Below are 20974 nucleotides of genomic sequence, written 5' to 3' on the forward strand. Positions count from 1 at the left end.
TTTCAACTCTTTTATTAACTTCCCCAGTTGATTAAAAGATAGAGGATGCTAGAACCAAACATATCAGCCAAAGCATGCATGAGGAAGAATGGCAAGAGGTTTTTGATCACCTTCTTGTAGAGGACATAGTAAAAGAGTCCATAGATCACTCCAATGACCACTGCCCAAAGCAAACCTTGGTAGGTATGGAAGGAAATCCGAATCAAGGTCGAATAAGCCAGTGCCCACCACTTGTACTTCTGATTAACAGATGTCATGACTCCTAAGAAGAAGAACTCTTCGTAGAAACCATTGAGCAAGGCGTAAGCAATCGCTATTGGACTAAGCGCTAAGAACTTGTGAATAATCTGCATGGGATCGATATAAGAGAGGAGATTGATATTGAAGTAATCGTACTCTCCACTCACCGTTGTCACGATATCCCCAAACAAACCGACGATGGCAAAGATCAAGGGGACCCAAAAGAGAACGGACCATTTAAAGCGAATCGGAAGCTGTTTAAAGTCGAAATTCCGGAGAAATAAGTAGGCCAAGGCAAGGGCTAATAAGATAATCTGCAGGGTGAAGTTGCTCGAGTATGCTGCCCCATCCGTAGCTGTATTGGTGGCCGTTTCAGTAGCTGCGGTGACGGTTTGGGCGACTGGCTGAAGACTGGCAAGGAAGAGCTCTGTAGACCAGACAATAAACTGCCCAAACATGATCGCAGTCACAATAGCGATATCAAACCACTTAAGCTCTTTTAAAGGCTTTTCAGGTCGTATCAACTTTAAAATTTTCATCATTCATCCTTCTATTCCCACATTGGAAGTGTTTTTGATAGTTCTACTATAAAAGAAGTAGCTTAAAATAACTTTAATTTTTTGCTAGTAATAAATATGTATCAGTATAAAACGACCATTTGGTCGTTTTAGAATGGAGACAAATTATTATTTTACATACAACAGTTAGATGATTTCCCAAAAATGAGTTTTATTTTCAGTCATTTAAGAAGATCAAAAACTATCCGCTGTGAGAAAAATGCCTGAAACGTAATTGTTTCAGGCATTCGGAATTATTGAGACCTTAGGCTCAATAATTAGTCATGGAACTTTTAAAAAGTTCGCTGACGTCCGTACTCACCTAAGGAAAGTTTTTTAGAAGACTTTATCTTCAATCTGAAACGATCATTCGGTCGTTTTCCTAGTTTGTCTCCTCTAAGAGGTCTTGGATTCTATCCAGATACTGGTTGTCTGTCACCGCCATCACGCGCACCCCTTCTGGCCAGATAAAGTCGGGACCAATCTGACTTCGCAAAGGCTGGTCTTCCGCATCTCGATAGCCAATAATATTGAGTTGATATTGGTCTCTGATTTCCAAGTCTCGGATGCTTTTTCCTACCCAGCTAGCTGGAACTGTAAACTCGACCACCACCACTGCTTCATCCAACTGGAAGACTTCAATCCCGTGTTGGAAAAGGATCATCTTAGCTAGAGACATCCCCGCTTCTACCTCTGGTAGGATGACCAAATCAGCCCCAATCTTCTCAAGGACTTCCTTGGTCACTTCATTCTTGACCTTGACAATGACTCGCTCAACACCAAGGGCCTTACAGTGCATGACCGCCAGCACACTGGACTCCAGGTTTTCCCCCGTCGCGATCACGACTGTGTCACAGGTACCGATATCAGCCGCATCCAAGAGGTCCATTTCTGTAATGTCTCCAACAATTCCAGTCGTAATCATGGATTCATATTGGTTGATCACATCTGCGTGATCGTCAATTGCAATAATATCCACATCCTGATCCTGCAGAGTTTTCAGGACACTCTGTCCAAAAATTCCTAATCCTAAAATTCCAATGGTTCGATTCTCCATAAGTTTCTCCTATCCAATAATGATGTCTGCCTTGGCATACTGCAAGGTATCTGCTTTCTTGGCTTGGTAATTGTTCAAGCTAACCATGAGGGTCAAAGGACCAATCCGTCCGATAAACATGAGGACCATGATAATGCCTAGTCCAGCTCCATTTAAGGTTGAGGTTACATTGGCGGTCACTCCCACTGTCGCTAGAGCGGATACCACCTCAAAGACCAAATAAATAAAGCGTTGGCCATCAGGCGTCACCAAACAGATTCCTAATAGCCCCACTAAGAAGGTCAACTGGAAAATCACCGCCGTCCCAAAGGAACGTTGAACAATGTCTGGTGAAATCGTACGTTTTCCTAAATTGGTATGTGGTAGCCCCAATAGTTCCTTCCGAGCCAGGAGCAAGAGGACCAGGAAGGTGGTGATTTTCATCCCCCCTGCTGTCCCACCTGGTGCTCCACCTAAAAACATCTGCAAGAGATAGACGAAGAGCGTCACTGGTCGGACTGCTGTATAATCTAAGGAAGCAAAACCAGCTGTCCGCATGCTGACGGTTTGGAAAAAGCTGACTAAAATTTTCTCTCCCAAGGGGAGGGCCCCAATGGTTGCCGGATTATCAAACTCGGTCAAGAGACTGGTGACTGTCCCAAAGAGGAGGATCGCAGCTGTTAACCAGAGAACCACCTTGGTATGGAAGCGAAGAGTCCGCCGTCCTGATTGATTGCGGGCCTTGGTAGCCAGGTCAAACCAAACCATAAAACCCAAGCCCCCAGTAATAATAAGGGCAGACAGGGTCAGGTTCACCAGCCAATCGGTCTGGAAACTCATCATACTATCGCCCCCAAAATTATCGAATCCCGCATTACAAAAAGCTGAAATCGCGACAAAGATGGAGTTAAAGATTCCATGCCCCCAGCCGAAGCGAGGAATGAAGCGAATCATGAGGAGCAAGGCCCCCAGTCCTTCGATGGTAAAGGTGGTTATGAAAATAGAACGGACAAAACGGGCCAAGCTCTGGTTATTGCTAAAGCTAAAGCTGTCCCGAATGGTCTGTCGGTCCTTGTAGCTGAGCTTTTGACGACTTTCCATAAAGAAGAGACCGATAAAGGTCAAGATCCCCAGGCCACCGATCTGAATCAAGAGCATACAGATCAACTGCCCCCAGGCATTGTAGGTCGAGGCTACTGATTGGGTAAAGAGCCCTGTCACACAGACCATGGAGACTGCTGTAAAAAGGTGGTCGACATAACCTGCTTTTGAGCTTGCTTGCTGGACAAAAGGCAGACTCAATAAGAGGGAGCCAATTAAGATAACCAAGAAAAAGCTGAAAAAGAGCCTCCTTGCTGGAGATAGACTTTTAATCTTGGACTGCCATTGTTTTAAAAATAATTTGACTAACATAGCTTCATTGTACCATAAAAAGAGAATAGACCTACAAGTGAAGAACCATTTCTAGGCACAATTCTAAGGCTTTATCGAATGCTTCAGATCCCCAATCACGCTGGTCATAATTTTCCAGGTCTGCAAGAGAATCTGCGGTAAATAGGAGCAAGCCCCAAACCGCATCACGAAGCTGGGCTACAGCTGCAAGTGAGGCACACTCCATCTCCACAACGCTACACCCTTCTTCAATACGATAAGCAACCTTGTCGGGCGTCTCTCTATAAAAGCCGTCCGTCGACCAAGTCAGGACCTCTTGATAAGGAATTTCTTTTCCTTTCAAGACAGTTTCAATGGCGGTCAGCGCTTGACGATCCACCTCTATATAGCGAGATGGCGCCACATAATGGTAACTAGCTCCCTCATCTCGCAAGGCCTTGGTCGGGATCAAGAAGGTATTTTCTTCCAAGTCCACCAAGACGCCACAACTTCCTGAGGAAATAATTTTCTTCACCCCATAGCCGATCAACCAATCCATGAATTGAGCTGCAGGGGCTGATCCGACTGGCGCTTGCGCCAAGCAGATATCCTCTCCTTGGTGCTCCATGACATAAACCGGATAGGTCTTGGTAGCTGAGACAAAGCTAGCCACTTGCTCAGCACCGACAGCTTCGGCAAAGCGCTCAATCTCATCCTCCAAGAAAGCGTACACACATTTTTCAGGTAGATGCAGATTTAGTCCCTCATGAGTCGGCATAATGACAGCCTGCGGATTGTCGTCAAACTCTAAAATAGGAATTTCATGTTTATGGATCATCTATTGCCTCCAAACTTGTTTGTAACATTATATAAGTCCATCTAGTCTGTGTCAAGGAGAGATAGCGAAAAGGACTATTTTCCTTCCACAGCAACTCCCCATATAACTGAATACTTTCAACTATGATATAATGGGGACAGTACAAGTGAGGAAACCAATGTTACAAGAACTAACCTTTACAGGCCAATGGAGACACTATCAAAAACGCGTTCTCGATAAGAGCGACGCTTTTATGGCGGATGGCCACCTGCATTTAGTAGCAGCTCCTGGCTCTGGAAAAACAACCCTGGGAATCGAATTTATCAGACGCTTTGGGCAACCAACCCTGATCTTGGCTCCTACGGTCACGATTCGTCAACAATGGGTGGACCGGATTATCCAAGCATTCCTAAGTGATGAAAGCCAAGCGGAGCAATTGATCTCTCAAGACCTCAAACATCCTAAGCTGATTACAGTGGCTACCTATCAGGCCCTACACAGCGCCATGAACCAAGTCGTCGGTCAATCACAAGCTGAGGATACCGATGACCAGGCAGAGATTGAAACGTTTGATTTCAAAGACTTTGATATTTTTACTACTTTCAAAGCCATCTCACTCGGGACCCTTTGTTTAGATGAGTGCCATCACCTGCGCAATGAATGGTGGAAGAGTTTGGAAGCCTTTCGTCAAGCCTTCCCTGACTTAAAGATGATCTCCCTCACCGCTACCCCTCCCTATGAAGGAGACCCTGCCCTTTGGGATCGTTATATCCGCATGTGTGGTGAGATTGATGAGGAAATTACGGTTCCCGAATTGGTCAAGGAAGAAACCCTTTGTCCCCATCAGGACTATGTCTACTTTGCCTTTCCAACCAAGGAAGAGCAAGAGCAGTTGGACGCCTTTAGCCAACAAAAGAATGCTCTCTTACAGCAACTGACTTCCGATCCCCTCTTTTGCCAATACCTGCAAAACTGCCAGGCCTTATCGGGTCAGATCAGCGATGATGAATTGCTCAATGATCCCCAATATCTCTCTGCTACCCTGATCTTTCTTCGAAGCAAGGGAATCGCCTTTCCCAATCGTTTCCAGGACCTTTTAGGAGCCAAGAAACTACCTGCTTTCACCATGGACTGGCTTGAAATCCTCCTGCAAGGTCTGCTCTTTCAGGTGCCACACTGGTACAATCTACCAGAGGAATATGAAAAACAAGTCCTCCATGAACTAAAAGCAGCGAGCTTAATCGATCGAAAACAAGTTAAACTGGTCCGCAATAAAAAACAAGACCTTCTGCTGAATCAATCCCTCGGAAAACTCAATGCCATTCGAGAGATTTTCAAGGCGGAATACCAGGCCCTCGGAAGCCAACTGCGCCAACTAGTATTGACAGACTATATTCGCCAAGACTTTGAAGTTCATCTCGGGGACAAGGATGCCCAATTTACTCAATTGGGAGTGCTCTCTTATTTCGAATCTATTCGCAGGGAAAGCATAGAGCTAACTACTCCTCCTGCCATCGCTGTCTTGACCGGCAGCATCGTCATCATCCCGACGGTTGCTAAGCCAAGATTAGTAAAACTTCTAGGAGAGAATCGTTTGACTTACCAAAGTGTCGGCCAATTATCTCCTGATGACTTTCTCAAGGTTCGCTTGGTTGGTTCTCAACATAATTTGGTGACAGCTGTAACCCAGCTCTTTCAAGAAGGGCTCATCCAAGTCGTCATTGGAACCAAGTCTCTTCTAGGAGAAGGCTGGGATGCTCCTTGCGTCAATTCCCTGATCCTAGCGAGCTTTATCGGTAGCTTTATGCTCAGCAACCAAATGCGAGGTCGTGCCATCAGAGTGTGGCCCGAAGATCCAGACAAGACCAGTAATATCTGGCATCTAGTCTCCATCAATCTTTCCCTAAAGAAATGGTATGAAAAGTCCGATCTTGAAAAAGAAGAGATCGAAGCCCTCACTGATCAGTTGAAAGAATACAGTCCGGATCTGGAGCTCTTAGAAAGACGGATGAAGCAATTTTTAGGTCTCCATTACAAGGAGCCCTTCATCGAATCTGGTATTGAACGTCTAGCCTTTGACAATATCCGCTATACAAAAAAACAGTTGCAAAAACTCAATGAAGAGACCTTAGAGCGCTCCACCCATCGTCAAGAACTCCGAGACGGCTGGCAAAAAGCCCTGCCTATTCTGGAGAATATGGAGATTGCAAACGAGGTCCAAGTGGATAAACACTTCCTGCCCCTGGCCCTATTTTTTGACGCCAGGAAGCTAGCTCGCTGGCTGACGGCCGCTGCTTTGACCGATGCTTTCTCCAACCTGATTTACTATTCACATAGAGGAGGAGGGAATAAAGCGTCTCTAATTCTTCTATTCGTCTTAGCTGTTCTCGCTCTCCTTGCTTGGCTCCGCTACTATCTCTATAAGACCCCTTATAAACGGTTAGAAGTCTTTGGGCAGGCTATTCACCAAGCCCTGCTCCTTTCAGGTCAGATCCAGACCCAAGAAACCCGCATCCAAGTGGTCCGAGATAGAAAGGATGCCATCAACACGCTGATTTATTTGAAGGGCGGAACCATGCGGGAGAAGGAACTCTTCTCGCAAACTATGATTGAATTTTTCGCGCCGATTGAAAATCAGCGCTATATCTTGAAAGCACAAGAAAAGGTATCCGATCAGACAGAATATTTCGCTGTACCAAGCCTCTTTGACAAACGAAAAGAGGACGCCCAAGCCTTTGTGGCGCAAATTCGAAAGAGCCTAGGCAAGTATACCCTCGTCTATACCCGAAGTGCGGAAGGTCGTGCCATTCTCCTTGATGCGCGCATTAAGGCCTTAGCTAATAAACAAGAGCGTATCTTCACCAAGAAACAAGTCATGTCGGATTTGAAATAAGAATTTATTTCACAATAGAAGAAAAGTCTAGCAGAAACGATTCTACTAGACTTTTTCATTACTCAATGATAATCATAGCCTTAATAGTCTTGCGTTCATCCATATCTTTATAGGCTTGATCAATCTCGTCCAAGCTATAACTATGGGTGAAGACGCGACCTGGATTGATATCGCCATCAAGGACAGCCTTAAGCAAGAACTGTTTGTCGTAGGTAGTGACAGAGGCTGCTCCACCTGCTACCGAGATGTTTTGAGCAAAGGTCGAACCAAGGGCACGATTATTGTAATGAGGTACGCCGACAAAACCTAAACGTCCTCCATTGTGAAGAACCCCAAGGGCTTGATCGACAGCTACTGCGGTACCGACACATTCAAGGGCCGCATCTGCTCCGCCACCAAGGATTTCACGGACCTTGGCAATCCCTTCTTCGCCACGCTCCGCTACTACCGCTGTCGCACCAAATTCCAAAGCCATCTGTTGCCGGTCTTGGTGACGGCTCATAAGGACGATTTGAGACGCACCACGCATCTTAGCTGCGATAACCGCACATTGTCCAACAGCTCCGTCACCAATAACGACAACCTTGTCACCTTTTTGCACATTAGCTACACGCGCTGCATGGTAGCCCGTTGGCATGACATCAGCTAGCGTCAAGAAGGATTTGAGCATAGCTTCTGTATAATCAGATGGTTGACCTGGAATCTTGACAAGGGCCCAGTTAGCATACTCAAAGCGCATGTACTCCGCTTGCACCCCATCAGACCAGTTGGTGCCGATATGACGGTCACAAGTCCCATCGTAGCCAGCACGACAGGCATCACACTCCCCACAACCATGGGTGAAAGGTGCGATGACAAAGTCTCCTGGTTTGACCGTTGTAATGGCTTCTCCGATTTCTTCGACAATCCCAATGGCTTCGTGGCCACTATTTTGATGCCCTGCTTCAATATCTGGATTGCGGTAGCTCCAGAGATCGGATCCACAGACACATGTGCGGACGATGCGGAGAATAACATCATCCGGCGCTTCGATTTGCGGACATTCTACTTCTACTAGACCCACTTGCCCAGCTTTTGTATAGACTGTTTTCTTCATAGGAACAACCTACTTTCTATTGCTTACTTACCTATAGTATACACTTTTTCTTAGGCTTCTGCTCATACCAACTCTTCATTAATGGTGGTGATGATCATGCCCATGACCTTGATCAGCTTCCAGTTCTTCGATCTTGCGTTTATGGGCTCGGTGGGTTGCCAGATCTTCATCGACCTCAATAGTAACATTTTGAAAGCCACAGTCTTTAAGCAAGGTGCGGATAGACTCTTTACAGCCTTCCATATGCTTGACATGCTCTAAACAAACATGGACAATGGCGTTTTTTTCCAGGCCATCCATGGTCCAGAGATTGAGCTGATTGATACTAGTCACATAGTCCAGCTGCTCCAAATCACTCTTGACTTGCTGGATATCCACTCCTTCTGGCACAGCATCGAGGAAAATCTTGAGCGTACTCCAAAAACGTGGAAAGGCTTTGGACAAGATGAACGCAGAAATTAGAAGAGATAAGAGGGGATCGAGGAAGTACCAATCAGTGTAGCGCAAGATGATGGCGACGATAATCACCGCCAACCAACCTAGTGTATCCTCAAGGAAATGGAGACTCAGGATGGATTCATTCTTAGTCTGCCCCTTACGGACGATGAGACTGGCTGTTAGATTTATGGCAATCGCAATGACTCCCAACCAAAGCATCCCCTCATAATCCACCGGCTGAGGCTCGATTAGCTTGCTGATATTCTCTAGAATGACTAAACTAGAGCCTGTTATGAGGATGACTGCTGTCAGGATGGCCCCCAAGAGGCTAAAGCGCTTGTAGCCTAGGGTATAATGGCTGTCCTCCTCCCGATTGGAAATACTTTCGAGAAAAGCTGAGATACCAATAGCCAAGGCATCTCCCAAGTCATGGACAGCATCCGCTAAGATTGCACTGGAGCCAAAGAGACCGCCAAAGATAAATTCGATGATGGCAAAGCTAAAATTTAAGACAAAAGCCAGCCAAACAGCAAATTTTGAACTCATTTTTGACCTCCTTTAATATATGATATAATGGGAATAGATGATTTTCTCACTAGTATTATCTCCCACTCTACTTAGAAAGGATAGAAGCAAACCGTTCTTTGTGTACGTTACTGAACAGTTTGTTCAAATTGTCTATATGAGTCAAACTGACCGGCGGATTGCTAAAACAAAAAAAGCGATCTATACAGCCTTCTTAGAACTGTTAAATAGTAAAGGTTACCAAGCGACGACTGTTCAAGATATTATTGATCGGGCAGATGTTGGGCGATCTACCTTTTACAGTCATTATGAAAGCAAGGAACTCTTGCTGGACGAACTCTGCCACTACCTCTTCCATCACTTGTTTGAGAGAGAGGCACACCTAGCTGCAGAAGACTACCTGGCTCACATCTTTCTCCATTTTCGAGAAAATCAAGACCACGTGACCAGCCTCCTTCTCTCCAAAAATGATTATTTTCTCCGTCAACTTCATAAGGAATTAGAAGCCCATGTCTATCCTATGGTGGCAGATGATTTAAAAACAGCTCATCCTGCGATTCCAACTTCTTACCTCAAGCACTTTGTCGTCACCAACTTCATCGAAACCTTGACCTGGTGGTTGAGGAAAGGGAAAGCTTATAACGAGAAAGAAGTTGTCAGCTTTTATTTAGATGTCATGGAAATGACAGCTAAACAAGATAAACATTATTTTTCTAGCTAGAAAGGAAATCTTATGAACCTCCTTATTCTTCTTGGTATTTTTACAGCCTTCTTAGCCCTTGCCTTTCCCCTCCTTCATTTATTGGCTAGCCTTTCAGAATTAAGAAAGGGCAAGAATACTCTAGGAAATCAGCTTCTGTTCATTGGAAGTTGCCTTGCGACCTTTTCTCTTATCCTCTACTTCTTTTTGCCGATTGTTGCTTTATTCCTTTGGATGATTGGCTGTGGTTTGATTTGCTACGGGGCCTATTGGAATGGCAAGCACAAAGAAAACTTCAAACCAGTTCATCATGTTATTCGAGTAGGTATCGCTCTGGTCCTTACCATCTTGTTAGCCTTGTTATAAGAAAAGCTCAAGTTTTTAAAAAACTTGAGCTTTTGTATTTGCTATTTGTTAAGCCATCAACAGCATAAGAATAGGAATCACCACCATGGTAGCTAGTGTTGTCTCTGTCACCATGACCGCTGCATAATCACTATCAGCACCGTAGAGTCTGGCAACAACCGGCGCATTGGTCATCACAGGCATGGCGGACTGGATGATAAAGACTTGCTTCATCAAACTTGGAAGGGGCACCCAGTAGACGATGGAGGCCATCAAGAGAGGGGCAACCACGAAGCGACCTAGTAGAATCAGTAGCTGATCTTTTCCAAGTACCAACTGCTTTACACCTATATGAGACACTGACAAACCGATGAATATCATAGACAAGGGGGTCGTTAAATTACCCAGATACTGCAAATCACTGGCTATAAAGGCTGGCAGCTGGATATGAAGGATCACCAAGACTATCCCTAAGAGAAAGCCCATCAGAGGCGGAGAAAAGACTTTTTTCAGACTCGTTTTGAGATCAAACTGCGCTTCTCCCTCACCATCTCGCTGGATCAGGTAGGTTCCCAAGGTCCAGAAAAAGGTCGTATTGCACATGTAATAGATCAAAACATAGGGAATACTAGCATCTCCAAAGAGGGCCTGGTTAATAGGGAGACCAACGAAAATGGTATTGGAATTAAAAAACATGGAAATAAAAAGGCCACGACGGTCCTGTCTCACCGCAAAGATCCTGGCTACACCTGTCGCGATGCCAAGCAAAATAACCATAGACAGGGCAGGAAACCGCAAGCCTGGCAACATTTTAAGCAGATCTGCTGCTGTGAAGCGTTGCGTGATGGTGTAGAGCATATAGCAAGGTAGGGCGACTTGAGTGACTAGTTTAGCGATCAGGCCACGTGACTTGTCATCAAACCAACCTTTTTCACCGATGACAAAGCCCACTAAAATCATGCCCAGGATGACGAGAATCCCCGATATGCTCCTCAAAAAGATGTCCATGTATTCTCCTTTTACTTTTTTGAAATGAGAGTATGTCTACAAGTCTCAAAAACTATTCTAGTATATCATAAAAAGAGGTGGGCAACATGGCCAACCTCTAATGAGTTTTTGGTAATCCGTTTTTCTCCTTCTTAGTAACCTTTAAGCATTAAATAGATCAGGTTCATAGAGAAATCCTAGGTAAGTAACTTAAATAAAGTTTTTTTCAATTTAAAATTCGCATTATTACTTGATGATCCCTTCTTTCACCAGAAAGTCACGTGCCACTTGATTAGCTGACTTGCCTTCTACTCCGACTTGGTAATTCATCTGGCTCATTTGGTCTGCTGTGATTTTACCAGCCAACTTATTGAGAACAGCTTCCAACTCAGGGTGTTTTTCGAGCAATGCAGTTTTCATGAGGGGCGCCCCTTGATAAGGTGGGAAGAGTTGCTTGTCATCTTCAAGGACCACCAGGTCATAGCGAGCCAGCTCGGCATCTGTTGAGTAGGCATCTGTTATCTGGATATCGCCAGACTGGATAGCTTGGTAGCGAAGGGCTGGTTCCATGGTGGAGACTTGTAGATTAAGACCATAGACCTTCTGCAGGCCCTTGTTTCCGTCTTCTCGGTCGTTAAACTCCAAGGTAAAGCCTGCCTTGAGTTGCCCTTCCACCTTTTTCAAATCTGAAATGGTCTTAAGACCATACTCCTGGGCAATTTTCTTAGGCACTGCGACAGCATAGGTATTCTGATAAGCCATGGGTTTGAGCAAGGCTAGGTCGTCTTGTTGCTTGATCCCATCTCGGGCAGCTTTGTAGACTGCTTCTGGATCATGACCGACTTGTGGTGCTGGCTTGAGGAGACTTTCGGTCACGGTCCCTGTAAACTCTGGATAAATTGCGATATCTCCTTTTTTCAGAGCTTCGTAGAGGAAGGTGGTCTTACCAAAATTCGGCTTGACGGTCACTGTCATATCCGTATTTTCTTCGATCAAGATCTTATACATATTAGCTAGAATTTCGGGTTCTGGTCCTAACTTCCCAGCAATGACCAGGTTTTCTTTTTCTGGTTTTGAAAGAAGACTTGGTGTATAAGAAGCTCCTAATCCCAGGATCATTACCGCAAAGGCAGCAAAGATGGTCCGCAATTTGGCCTTTTCCATCCATTTGAGAAGAAGGTTAAAAGCGATAGCTAAGAAGGCAGAAGATAGGGCACCGATCAAAATCAGACTGGCATTATTGCGGTCAATCCCTAGAAGGATAAAGGAACCAAGTCCCCCAGCTCCAATCAAGGCAGCTAGAGTAGCGGTCCCGATAATCATCACAGCTGCTGTCCGAATCCCAGACATAATAACAGGCATGGCCAAGGGAATCTCGAACTTCTTGAGTCGTTCCCACTTGGTCATCCCAAAGGCGACCCCTGCTTCTTCAAGGCTTGGATCAATCCCTTGTAAACCAGTGATGGTATTTTGAAGGATGGGGAAAATGGAGTAGATGACGAGAGCTGTCAAGGCCGGAAGCGTCCCAATGCCCATAATGGGAATGAAGAGGCCGAGAAGAGCCATGGAAGGAATGGTCTGGAAGATCCCAGCCACCTGTAAGACCCAGTTGCTGGCTCTCTTGCGTGTACTTAAATAAACAGCTAGAGGGACAGCAAGAAAAATAGCAAGGAGCAAGGTCAGTAATGACAGTTGCAAATGTTGACCCAGTGCAGTGCCCCAGTCGCCAAATCGTTCTTGAAAGGTTGCAAGTAGTTTAGACATGGTGAGCACCTCCAAATAAATCTGCGACAAAGTCGTTGGCTGGCTGGGCTAGGATGGTTTTAGAATCCGCCACCTGCACAATCTCTCCTTCTTGCAACACTGCAATCCGGTCGCCTAATTTTAAGGCCTCGTCCGTATCATGAGTAACGAAGATGGTGGTCATACCAAACTCTTTGTGCAATTTTTTAGTCAGAGCCTGCAACTGCTTACGGGAAATAGCATCGAGAGCAGAGAAAGGCTCATCCATCAATAGAATTTTTGGTTCTCCAATGATAGCCCGCACAATGCCAATCCGCTGTTGCTCCCCACCAGACAATTCACTAGCCATGCGATTTGCATACTCTGCAACAGGGAGCCCCACCTTGGCCAAGAGTTCTTCTGTTTTAGAGGCGATTTGTTCTTTAGTCCAGCCCTTCATCTCAGGAATTAAAGCAATATTCTCAGCTACAGTTAGATTTGGAAAGAGAGCAATGGCCTGCAAAACATATCCAGTAGAAAGACGTAACTCCCGTTCAGCATAGTCCTTGATGCGCTTCCCATCCATATAGATATTACCATCAGTCGGCTCCAAGAGACGATTGACCATCTTGAGCATGGTAGTCTTTCCAGATCCTGAAGGACCCACTAGCACCATGAATTCTCCATTTTCAATGCGGAGATTGACATCTTTTAAAATGTTTTTATCCGTGTAGCGCAAGGCTACATGTTTGTATTCAATCATTCAGATTACTCTTTACTTTCTTCATTAATCTCAACTGAAGTTCCTAGTCTTTAACTTATACATGAAATTGTAATACTCGCCACTACATCTGTCAATTGATTTGATTTCAAATGCTGAAGAAAAAGAGCTTGGCCAAGACCAAACTCTGGATAATGAAAATTATTCTTCTTCCACCAATCGTTTGAACTCTGCCTGGAGTTCAGCATTTTCTGTCGGTTTTAGATACATTTGTCCTCCATTAGTTGTATCTGAATGAAAAACAATAGGTTCTCCCGTATTGGTGATAGCGAAAAAGTAACTATGAACATCTGGAAATTTATCCCAATTACTGTAGCGTTCTACAATTCGATATTGAGCATTTCCTAGACCTGTATCCGTATACTCGGCATTCATTTTCTCACTTGGTCCATCATCCCTAAGTGTATAGAGGTGGTCAGGCCCTACATCCCCTCCTGCGATCCCCTTTTGGTAATTGGGTTGTCCTAGTCTTTCTCCCCAGTCCTTTATAAAAGCTTCGAGTTTCGCCGATTTGTTAGCATTCCAAGGAGCTTTTAGTTGTGTTTCTGATTTAGTTGTACGACCAGAAACTTCAAATTCCTGCCATTCGAGACCTCTTAAATCAATTTGATCGGATGCATTTTTTCCAAAATCAGCAGCAATATCATTTGCTTGTATTTGAATCTCTTCTTCTTGGAGGATAGTCGCTTGCTCTTGCTTAGCATTAAGCTGATAAAGAGTCCCATAACCTTGCCCCGTTCCCGAGGACCAGCTAAGCTCTAGAACTTCTCCTCCTTTATAGACAAGCGCAGCATTTCTTGCTCCACCATGACCTGCCACGAACCCTTCTGCCAAAAGGACAGGTTTCCCAGCTTGCAAATAGTAAAGACCGGTTAAGAAATATTTGCCACTCACATTTAGGTCTGCAATCAACAGTTCCTCTATCCCATCATTATTCAAATCCGCAAAGGCATAGCGCATTTCATCTGCTCGGTTAACTGCATTCTCGATTGCCCAACTATTGATTGGACGCTCAGTTGCTTGTAAACTTTGATAGAGACTTGCAATACTTGCTGTATCCTTTGGCGAGGTCAAAATCTTTTGATAATCCTCAAATACAGGCTGGTACAACTTCTTGTAATCTTTTTTTACTTCTTTTTTAGTGACCTTTTTACTAGAAGATGCTAAAGTCGTTGTTTCCGAGCTGTTATTCAACTGACTAGAATGTCGAGGAGTTCGTTTGCTACAACCAACCGTAACAAGTCCTGCTGCTAGGAGAATGACTGCTCCCAATTTCTCTTTTCGTCTCATAAGTTTCTCCTTTTGTGTCATCCTTGATAGCTGTACTTTTCTCTTTATATTATACCAAAAAAGAAGGCTACACCTAATAATTTGTGTAAAACCTTCTGATTATATATGATTTAATTCGGATTCTTCTGCTCCCGCCGATTTTGATGTTCCTGAGTTTCAATGTGTTGCTTGATCAAGGCGACCACTTCATCATTAGTCGGAAGGTCCGAGTGTTGCGCATCCTCTCCTGTCACCGTAATCTCTGAATAACTAGCTGCTTGATTTTGATAGATATACTTACCAGCTGACACACTAGCATCCGGAACCAACTCATCCGAGTCATAGGTAATGGTCCCTGCTACTGAATACATATGAAGGGTTGTCGGGATAGCTTCTCTGTTCTTGATAAAGTCTGCCAACATCTCTGATTTATTTTTGATGTTGGTCTCGGTAAAGTTATAAGGGGTCCCAATGGTCATGAGGGTCTTGAGATCCACATCATAATCCCCTAGATAATTTTCAATAAAGGCAGTATAAATCAAGCCTCCATTGGAGTGGGCCAGTCCCTTAAAGTTATTGAAGTTGTATTTTTCTTGCAAGGCTTCAAAGGCTTGGTTAACCATCTTGGCTTGTTTTTTAATATTGCTGTAGCCATCCTTGTTGTTTTCAAAACCAATGACGATAATCGGCTCATTGTCCTTGGCATCAATACTCCCACTATAAGTAATGGTCCCATCATTCCAAACCTTGACCTTGAGCAGGCTGTGTTTGGTTCCTTGCCGGTCTTGGTTGAGCTTGGTCACCAAGCCATCAAAGCGATTTTCCGTAGCGGAACTTCCCGGGATCATGATAATAGGCGATAGTTTTGAATTATAGAATTTTTCGATTTTCTGGACATTTTTTCGAGTCCAGCTATAAGAAGGCACGGCCAAGCCAATCAAGAAAAGGCAGACCAAGGTGAAGACCAGCGCTGTTTTTTTAGAGATTTTCATGGTTTCCTCCTTCTTCTAGCAAACCTTTCCGAACTTGGTTGCCCATACGGACAAAGGGAATATAAAGGGCCACGTCAAGGGCAAAGCAGAGGAGACTCACAGCTAAAGCTCTTAGGCTTCCTCCCGTCCCAATAAAAGCATAAAGGAGGCTAGGTGTCCCATCTGGCACTGGATAGACAGCTGCTGGCATCAGTTTGAAGCACAAAGCCAGAGCTGCAATTCCCATATTGACCAAGGGGATTAATAAGAAAGGAATCACATATAGCAGGTTAAGAAGAACCGGGATTCCTACCATAAAAGGGGCGCCATTGTTAAAGAGGCTTGGAAAGATACTAAGGAAACTAACTTTCTTGTCCTTTTGACTTCGTGAAACCAGTAAGATCGCAACCAAAAGTGCCAAGACTGCACCAACTCCTGCCACCATACCATAACTGCGGTACAAATTGGTCAAGCTATAAAGATAAGGAATGCCTGTCGTCGTATGATTGGTGATAGCATAAGTCAGATTTTCCAAGGCAAAACTATCATCCGCAATCGAGTTCAAAGCAAAAACTTGACTATTTCCTACCCAACCCGATAAGCCATTCAAGAGTCCCATGACAAAGGTGGATAAGAGATGATGACTGGTCACCGTTAGTGAACTGAAAAACTGACCGATGGTCTGAAAGACACGGTACTGATTGCCCAGGACTAAGAGGCCATTTAAACTGACTCCTAAGAGCAGAGACAAGAAAATGGGACGTACAGTCTTGGGTTGATAAATAAAGTCTTTATTGACGATTTGGTCGTCACTGGCTTTGGACAGACGAAAAATCTGGCCAATTAGGTAACCTAAAAAAATCGCTAAGAAAATATTGGTTGTCGCAGGTAGATTGATGTGAGATAGTTGCCCTTCCCGAAGAGGCCCCATCAATAATCCCTGTGAGCTAACAAGAAAACTGACCATAAGAGCTGTCACACCAGCCGTCCCTGTACTTCTTCCATAGTGCCCAGCTGTATATTTCCCTGCAAAATAGGTTGCTAAAGGTCCAGCCAAACCACTTGTAAAATTAGAAAGATTGGACAAGACTTGACCCGTGACCTGAAACCCTGGGAACCAGTCCGAAACAGAAAAGAGCATATTTATATAACCTCTATCTGAAAAGAAGGACTGGGAAATCACGCGAACAATTGCTGAGAAAAAGTAAAAATGGAAAGAGAGATACCAAGGTCTTCTGGGTTATTTGTACAAATCCACGCTCTCGAAACCAGAGAAATTTTTGCACCAAATATTTTATCATTGTCGCTCCTACTATCCTTGTTGACACGTTAGGTGACATTACTCGTGCACACCCTTCTGTTTTCTTCATTATAGCATATTCCCCCACACAAAAACTCAAGCCAACTGACTTGAGTTTTCTTCTTATCGATCATTGTAGCCGTCTGGGTGACTGGAATGCCATGCCCAGGCGGTTTGGATGATGGTTTCGATATTGTCAAATTTTGGTTGCCAGCCAAGGATGGCACGCGCCTTCTCAGAGGATGCGATCAAGGTATCAGGATCTCCTGGTCTGCGATCGGCCAGCTCAAGTGGGATCGGATGACCTGTCACCTTGCGGGCTGCTTCAACGATTTGAAGATTGGAGAATCCAGTCGATGAGCCCAGGTTAAAGGCAGTCGATTCATTCCCATTTCGGAGATACTCAACCGCTAAAAGATGGGCATCTGCCAAGTCAAATGGATGGACGTAGTCCCGAACATTGGTGCCATCTGGTGTCTGGTAGTCATCTCCAAAAATAGAGATTTTCTCGCGTTTGCCTTGGGCTACTTGCAAGACGATCGGTAAGAGATGGGTCTCTGGTCCATGGTCTTCTCCGATGGATCCATCTGGCTTGGCACCAGCAACATTAAAGTAACGAAGGGGCACATACTTGATGCCGTAGGCTTGATCGGCCCAGCGCATAATGGTTTCCATCATGAGCTTACTTTCGCCATAAGGGTTGATTGGTTTTTGTGGAGTGGTTTCAAGAATCGGAATTTCTTCTGGAATACCGTAGGTGGCTGCGGTTGAAGAAAAGACGATGTAGCGCACCCCACATTCATGCATGACTTCCAAAAGTTTGACCATGCCAGCTGTATTGTTGTCAAAATATTTCAATGGATCGACCATGGACTCAGCAACCAGTGAGTAAGCCGCAAAGTGGATGACCGCATCAATATCGTCATGTTCCTTAAAAACAGTGCGCATGAAATCTTGATCCGCCAGATCTCCTTGGTAAAAGATGGCATTTGGATGTACAGCAGCTCGATGACCCGTCACCAAGCTATCGACAACCACAACTTTTTCTTGTCCTTCATTGACCAAGCGGTCTACCATGTGGGAACCGATATAGCCAGCTCCTCCGAGTACGAGTATTGCCATTAGTTTTCCTTTCGATTCTTTTCTTACCTTTATTTTACCAAAATTTTAGGATTTCTCCACACTTAAAGTGTCGCGACAAAGCGTCTAAAGGCTGCTTGACCTTCTGCTGTTCGCTTGTAGACACCCGCATCTTCCAGCACGCGCGCAAAGATCTGGCCAACCGATTCATGAACGATTGCTTCTGCTTCTGCTTCCTCAGCGATGGATGGGTGAGCTGCTTTCAAGTCATCTGCCCATTCTTGATGGTAGCTAGCCACACTGCATTCACGACCAAGCAGATAGTCTTGGACCTGCTTGAGCTCCTCCTTGAGACGGGGTGGCAAAATCGCTAGGCCCATGACTTCAATCAGGCCGATATTTTCCTTTTTGATGTGTTGCACATCCGCATGTGGGTGGTAAATGCCATCTGGATGCTCTGGTGAGGTTTGGTTGTCCCGGAGCACCAAGTCCAGTTCATAATGCCCATCACGGATTCGTGCAATGGGGGTAATGGTATGATGGGATTGACCGTCGGATGTACCTAAGACTTGAACAGCTGGATCCGAGTAACATCGCCAGCTTTCCAAAATATGGTTTGCCAGGTCAATCAGTTGCGCCTTGTCATCTGATTGCAAGCGGAGAACGGACATTGGCCAGTTGACAATCCCTAGCGATACAGCCTCAAAGCCCTCAATGCTAAAGCTTTCCTCAACAGGAGCTCGCTCCATAAGGAAGGTATGCCGTCCGCCTTGGTAGTGGTCATGAGTCAGGATAGACCCCCCTACAATGGGCAGATCTGCATTAGACCCCGCAAAATAGCCTGGGAAAGTATCGACAATGGTCAAGAGGCGTTCAAAAGTCTTTCGACTGATGGCCATAGGGATGTGCTGGCTATCAAGGAAAATGCAGTGTTCATTAAAGTAGGCATAAGGCGAATACTGGAAGCCCCAGTCATGACCAACCATCTCAAAGCGAATGATCCTGTGATTGGCACGAGCTGGATGGTCTAAGCGACCTTGATAGCCTTCATTTTCAAAGCACAATTGGCAGGCTGGATAATGACTAGCTTTAGCAAGTTTAGCCGCTGCAATGTCTTTAGGATCTTTTTCGGGTTTTGACAGATTGATAGTAATTTCAAGAGAACCGTAGGGAGTTTCTGCCTCAAAGGCTATATTTTGTGCAATAGCCTCTACTTTGATGTAGTCGTTGCGCTTAGAGAGGGCATAGAAATCAGCAATCGCGTCTTCCTTGGACTGACGGTAGGTCTCCCAGAAACGACGATTGACCTGACTCGGACTGGGGGTGATCCAATCCATCAACTCCGCTCCCAGGCTTTCCTTTGCGGCCATGCTATCTGGGATCTTGCTATTGGCAACAGCGATCTCCACCAGCTGCTCTTTGAGTGCGATTACATCTGACTTATGAGCTGGCGCGTCAAGCCCTTCTTCTCCGATACGACTCATGACACGATTTTTTAGATAGATCCGATCCATCTCTTGGTAGTCACTTGCCGCAATAACGGCTGTGACAAATGCATCTAATACCTGTTCTGTCATCCTATCTCCTTTTTAATCGAGCACCCGTGTTCCTGCAGCCACCTCTGCAATATAGAAGCTTGGCGCATAGCCAACGACTTCTTCATAACGGTTACCGACAGCTTCTTCAAAAGCCTCAACCTTCTCTTTATTTACAAGGGCGATGGCGCAACCACCAAAGCCTGCTCCGGTCATACGAGCTCCTAAGACACCGTCTTGTTCCCAGGCTGTATGCACCAAGGTATCCAATTCTAAACCAGTCACTTCGTAATCATGCTCCAAGGATACGTGGGAAGCATTCATGAGACGGCCAAAGCCTTCCAAATCACCTGCTTCAAGTGCCTTACGAGCTTGGAGAGTCCGTTGGTTTTCAAGTACAGCATGACGAGCCCGTTTGATGCGATTTTCATCCTTGATCAAGTAGCTGTAGGCATCAAAAGTCCAGAGGTCCAATTCCCCTAAGGTTTGGATGTCTAGTTTTTCTTGGAGTTCAGAGACGGCAGTTTCACATTCCGCACGGCGTTCATTGTATTTTGAATCCGCTAATTCCCGGCGTTTGTTAGTATTCATGATGACTACGACATTGTCTTTGAGGTCCAGCGGTACCAGATCATACTCTAGGGTGTTGGTATCGAGATAAATAGCCCGTTGATCGGCCCCCATACCGATGGCAAATTGGTCCATAATGCCAGAGTTAACTCCGATGAAATGATTTTCGGTTTGTTTGCCGATCTTGACCAGATCTAGACGTTCTAACTGAAGATCATATAGTTTCTCAGCGATGACGCCAATCAAGAGCTCAAGCGATGCTGAAGAAGAAAGACCAGATCCATTTGGAATATTGCCGTAGACATAGACGTCCATTCCGCTATCAATAACGTGACCAGCTTCTTGCAAGAAGTGGAGCACACCTTTTGGATAGTTGGTCCAGTTGTGCTCTTGTTCAAAATGGAGGTTTTCAAGTGGGACTTCAATGATCCCCTTGTCTTCAAAGTTTCCTGAGAAGAAACGCAAGACCTTATCCTCACGCTTTCTTGCCGCTCCGTAAGTCCCGAGCGTGATAGCTGCTGGGAAGACATGGCCTCCATTATAGTCAGTGTGTTCACCAATCAGATTAATCCGCCCTGGTGAAAAGAAGGTATGATCAGCTTCTGCTCCAAAGACTGTTTGAAAAGCGTTCCGAAGTTCTTTAGTATTCATTGAGATTACCTCACTTATATAGTTATTTATCTTTAGTGTAACCCTTTTCATCAGGCAAATCAATTAGTTTACTAAAATTTTAGTAAAATA

17 protein-coding genes and 1 pseudogene are annotated in these 20974 nt (G+C 44.9%); 3 read left to right on the forward strand and 15 right to left on the reverse strand.

The genetic code is table 11. The features are described 5' to 3' along the window. Positions 1-14: 14 nt before the first annotated feature. The 4 genes from AC3E8G_RS08920 to AC3E8G_RS08935 form a co-directional block, all read right to left on the reverse strand. Positions 15-779: a CPBP family intramembrane glutamic endopeptidase gene (locus AC3E8G_RS08920; protein WP_490677555.1), complete on the reverse strand. Its 765-nt coding sequence runs from the start codon at positions 777-779 to the stop codon at positions 15-17. Positions 780-1179: 400 nt separating this feature from the next. Continuing rightward, positions 1180-1854: a potassium channel family protein gene (locus AC3E8G_RS08925; RefSeq protein WP_414283919.1), complete on the reverse strand. Its 675-nt coding sequence runs from the start codon at positions 1852-1854 to the stop codon at positions 1180-1182. 9 nt (positions 1855-1863) lie between these two features. After that, entirely contained in the window at positions 1864-3246 is a 1383-nt protein-coding gene (locus AC3E8G_RS08930) for a TrkH family potassium uptake protein (RefSeq protein ID WP_490677534.1), read from the reverse strand. 31 nt (positions 3247-3277) lie between these two features. Further along, positions 3278-4042: a nucleoside phosphorylase gene (locus tag AC3E8G_RS08935; protein ID WP_490677535.1), complete on the reverse strand. Its 765-nt coding sequence runs from the start codon at positions 4040-4042 to the stop codon at positions 3278-3280. Positions 4043-4199: 157 nt separating this feature from the next. Here AC3E8G_RS08935 and AC3E8G_RS08940 point away from each other — a divergent pair, with 157 nt between their 5' ends. Next, on the forward strand, positions 4200-6914 hold the full coding sequence (locus AC3E8G_RS08940; protein ID WP_490677536.1) for a DEAD/DEAH box helicase family protein: 2715 nt from the start codon (positions 4200-4202) through the stop codon (positions 6912-6914). Positions 6915-6972: 58 nt separating this feature from the next. On the opposite strand, the gene AC3E8G_RS08945 is transcribed toward AC3E8G_RS08940, so the two are convergent. Both AC3E8G_RS08945 and AC3E8G_RS08950 read right to left on the reverse strand, forming a co-directional pair. Continuing rightward, positions 6973-8010, reverse strand: coding sequence for a zinc-binding dehydrogenase (locus AC3E8G_RS08945; protein ID WP_490677537.1), 1038 nt, complete (start codon positions 8008-8010; stop codon positions 6973-6975). 78 nt (positions 8011-8088) lie between these two features. Next, a complete protein-coding gene (locus AC3E8G_RS08950; protein WP_154858382.1) occupies positions 8089-8994 on the reverse strand; it encodes a cation diffusion facilitator family transporter in 906 nt (301 codons plus the stop codon). 136 nt (positions 8995-9130) lie between these two features. Between AC3E8G_RS08950 and AC3E8G_RS08955 the strand changes: the two genes are divergently transcribed. Both AC3E8G_RS08955 and AC3E8G_RS08960 read left to right on the forward strand, forming a co-directional pair. Then, complete coding sequence (locus AC3E8G_RS08955) at positions 9131-9694, forward strand: TetR/AcrR family transcriptional regulator (protein WP_490677556.1); 564 nt, start codon at positions 9131-9133, stop codon at positions 9692-9694. A gap of 12 nt (positions 9695-9706) precedes the next feature. Beyond that, complete coding sequence (locus AC3E8G_RS08960) at positions 9707-10039, forward strand: glucuronide permease (protein WP_195324086.1); 333 nt, start codon at positions 9707-9709, stop codon at positions 10037-10039. A gap of 48 nt (positions 10040-10087) precedes the next feature. On the opposite strand, the gene AC3E8G_RS08965 is transcribed toward AC3E8G_RS08960, so the two are convergent. The 9 genes and pseudogenes from AC3E8G_RS08965 to AC3E8G_RS09005 all read right to left on the reverse strand — a co-directional run bounded on the left by AC3E8G_RS08965 (position 10088) and on the right by AC3E8G_RS09005 (position 20884). Further along, entirely contained in the window at positions 10088-11026 is a 939-nt protein-coding gene (locus tag AC3E8G_RS08965; RefSeq protein ID WP_490677538.1) for an AEC family transporter, read from the reverse strand. A gap of 225 nt (positions 11027-11251) precedes the next feature. Then, the gene (locus AC3E8G_RS08970) at positions 11252-12769 is read right to left on the reverse strand and encodes an ABC transporter permease/substrate-binding protein (RefSeq protein ID WP_490677539.1); all 1518 of its coding nucleotides are present in this window, start codon (positions 12767-12769) and stop codon (positions 11252-11254) included. Next, a complete protein-coding gene (locus tag AC3E8G_RS08975) occupies positions 12762-13490 on the reverse strand; it encodes an ATP-binding cassette domain-containing protein (protein ID WP_490677540.1) in 729 nt (242 codons plus the stop codon). Before AC3E8G_RS08975 ends, AC3E8G_RS08970 begins: the two co-directional genes overlap by 8 nt. Before the next feature lie 159 nt (positions 13491-13649). Beyond that, positions 13650-14798, reverse strand: a complete 1149-nt coding sequence (locus AC3E8G_RS08980) for a DUF4767 domain-containing protein (RefSeq protein WP_490677541.1) — start codon at positions 14796-14798, stop codon at positions 13650-13652. A gap of 110 nt (positions 14799-14908) precedes the next feature. After that, on the reverse strand, positions 14909-15769 hold the full coding sequence (locus AC3E8G_RS08985; RefSeq protein WP_490677542.1) for an alpha/beta hydrolase: 861 nt from the start codon (positions 15767-15769) through the stop codon (positions 14909-14911). Then, positions 15756-17049, reverse strand: a pseudogene (locus tag AC3E8G_RS08990) (PTS transporter subunit EIIC). The gene AC3E8G_RS08985 and the pseudogene AC3E8G_RS08990 overlap by 14 nt, the downstream one beginning before the upstream one ends. 122 nt (positions 17050-17171) lie before the next feature. Beyond that, entirely contained in the window at positions 17172-18170 is a 999-nt protein-coding gene (galE, locus tag AC3E8G_RS08995; protein ID WP_490677543.1) for a UDP-glucose 4-epimerase GalE, read from the reverse strand. Positions 18171-18232: 62 nt separating this feature from the next. Continuing rightward, entirely contained in the window at positions 18233-19705 is a 1473-nt protein-coding gene (galT, locus tag AC3E8G_RS09000) for a UDP-glucose--hexose-1-phosphate uridylyltransferase (protein WP_490677544.1), read from the reverse strand. 12 nt (positions 19706-19717) lie between these two features. Beyond that, positions 19718-20884 carry a galactokinase gene (locus AC3E8G_RS09005; protein ID WP_490677545.1) on the reverse strand — a complete coding sequence of 389 codons (1167 nt, stop codon included), beginning with the start codon at positions 20882-20884 and terminating at the stop codon, positions 19718-19720. Between the last annotated feature and the right edge of the window lie 90 nt (positions 20885-20974).

This window comes from Streptococcus sp. SCPM-O-B-15294 (M123) (assembly GCF_058200455.1).

Bases quoted from the DNA above. Each gene is read 5' to 3' on its own strand.
- AC3E8G_RS08920 (WP_490677555.1), bottom strand. From the start codon at position 779: ATGAAAATTTTAAAGTTGATACGACCTGAAAAGCCTTTAAAAGAGCTT.
- AC3E8G_RS08925 (WP_414283919.1), bottom strand. From the start codon at position 1,854: ATGGAGAATCGAACCATTGGAATTTTAGGATTAGGAATTTTTGGACAG.
- AC3E8G_RS08930 (WP_490677534.1), bottom strand. From the start codon at position 3,246: ATGTTAGTCAAATTATTTTTAAAACAATGGCAGTCCAAGATTAAAAGT.
- AC3E8G_RS08935 (WP_490677535.1), bottom strand. From the start codon at position 4,042: ATGATCCATAAACATGAAATTCCTATTTTAGAGTTTGACGACAATCCG.
- AC3E8G_RS08940 (WP_490677536.1), top strand. From the start codon at position 4,200: ATGTTACAAGAACTAACCTTTACAGGCCAATGGAGACACTATCAAAAA.
- AC3E8G_RS08945 (WP_490677537.1), bottom strand. From the start codon at position 8,010: ATGAAGAAAACAGTCTATACAAAAGCTGGGCAAGTGGGTCTAGTAGAA.
- AC3E8G_RS08950 (WP_154858382.1), bottom strand. From the start codon at position 8,994: ATGAGTTCAAAATTTGCTGTTTGGCTGGCTTTTGTCTTAAATTTTAGC.
- AC3E8G_RS08955 (WP_490677556.1), top strand. From the start codon at position 9,131: ATGAGTCAAACTGACCGGCGGATTGCTAAAACAAAAAAAGCGATCTAT.
- AC3E8G_RS08960 (WP_195324086.1), top strand. From the start codon at position 9,707: ATGAACCTCCTTATTCTTCTTGGTATTTTTACAGCCTTCTTAGCCCTT.
- AC3E8G_RS08965 (WP_490677538.1), bottom strand. From the start codon at position 11,026: ATGGACATCTTTTTGAGGAGCATATCGGGGATTCTCGTCATCCTGGGC.
- AC3E8G_RS08970 (WP_490677539.1), bottom strand. From the start codon at position 12,769: ATGTCTAAACTACTTGCAACCTTTCAAGAACGATTTGGCGACTGGGGC.
- AC3E8G_RS08975 (WP_490677540.1), bottom strand. From the start codon at position 13,490: ATGATTGAATACAAACATGTAGCCTTGCGCTACACGGATAAAAACATT.
- AC3E8G_RS08980 (WP_490677541.1), bottom strand. From the start codon at position 14,798: ATGAGACGAAAAGAGAAATTGGGAGCAGTCATTCTCCTAGCAGCAGGA.
- AC3E8G_RS08985 (WP_490677542.1), bottom strand. From the start codon at position 15,769: ATGAAAATCTCTAAAAAAACAGCGCTGGTCTTCACCTTGGTCTGCCTT.
- galE (WP_490677543.1), bottom strand. From the start codon at position 18,170: ATGGCAATACTCGTACTCGGAGGAGCTGGCTATATCGGTTCCCACATG.
- galT (WP_490677544.1), bottom strand. From the start codon at position 19,705: ATGACAGAACAGGTATTAGATGCATTTGTCACAGCCGTTATTGCGGCA.
- AC3E8G_RS09005 (WP_490677545.1), bottom strand. From the start codon at position 20,884: ATGAATACTAAAGAACTTCGGAACGCTTTTCAAACAGTCTTTGGAGCA.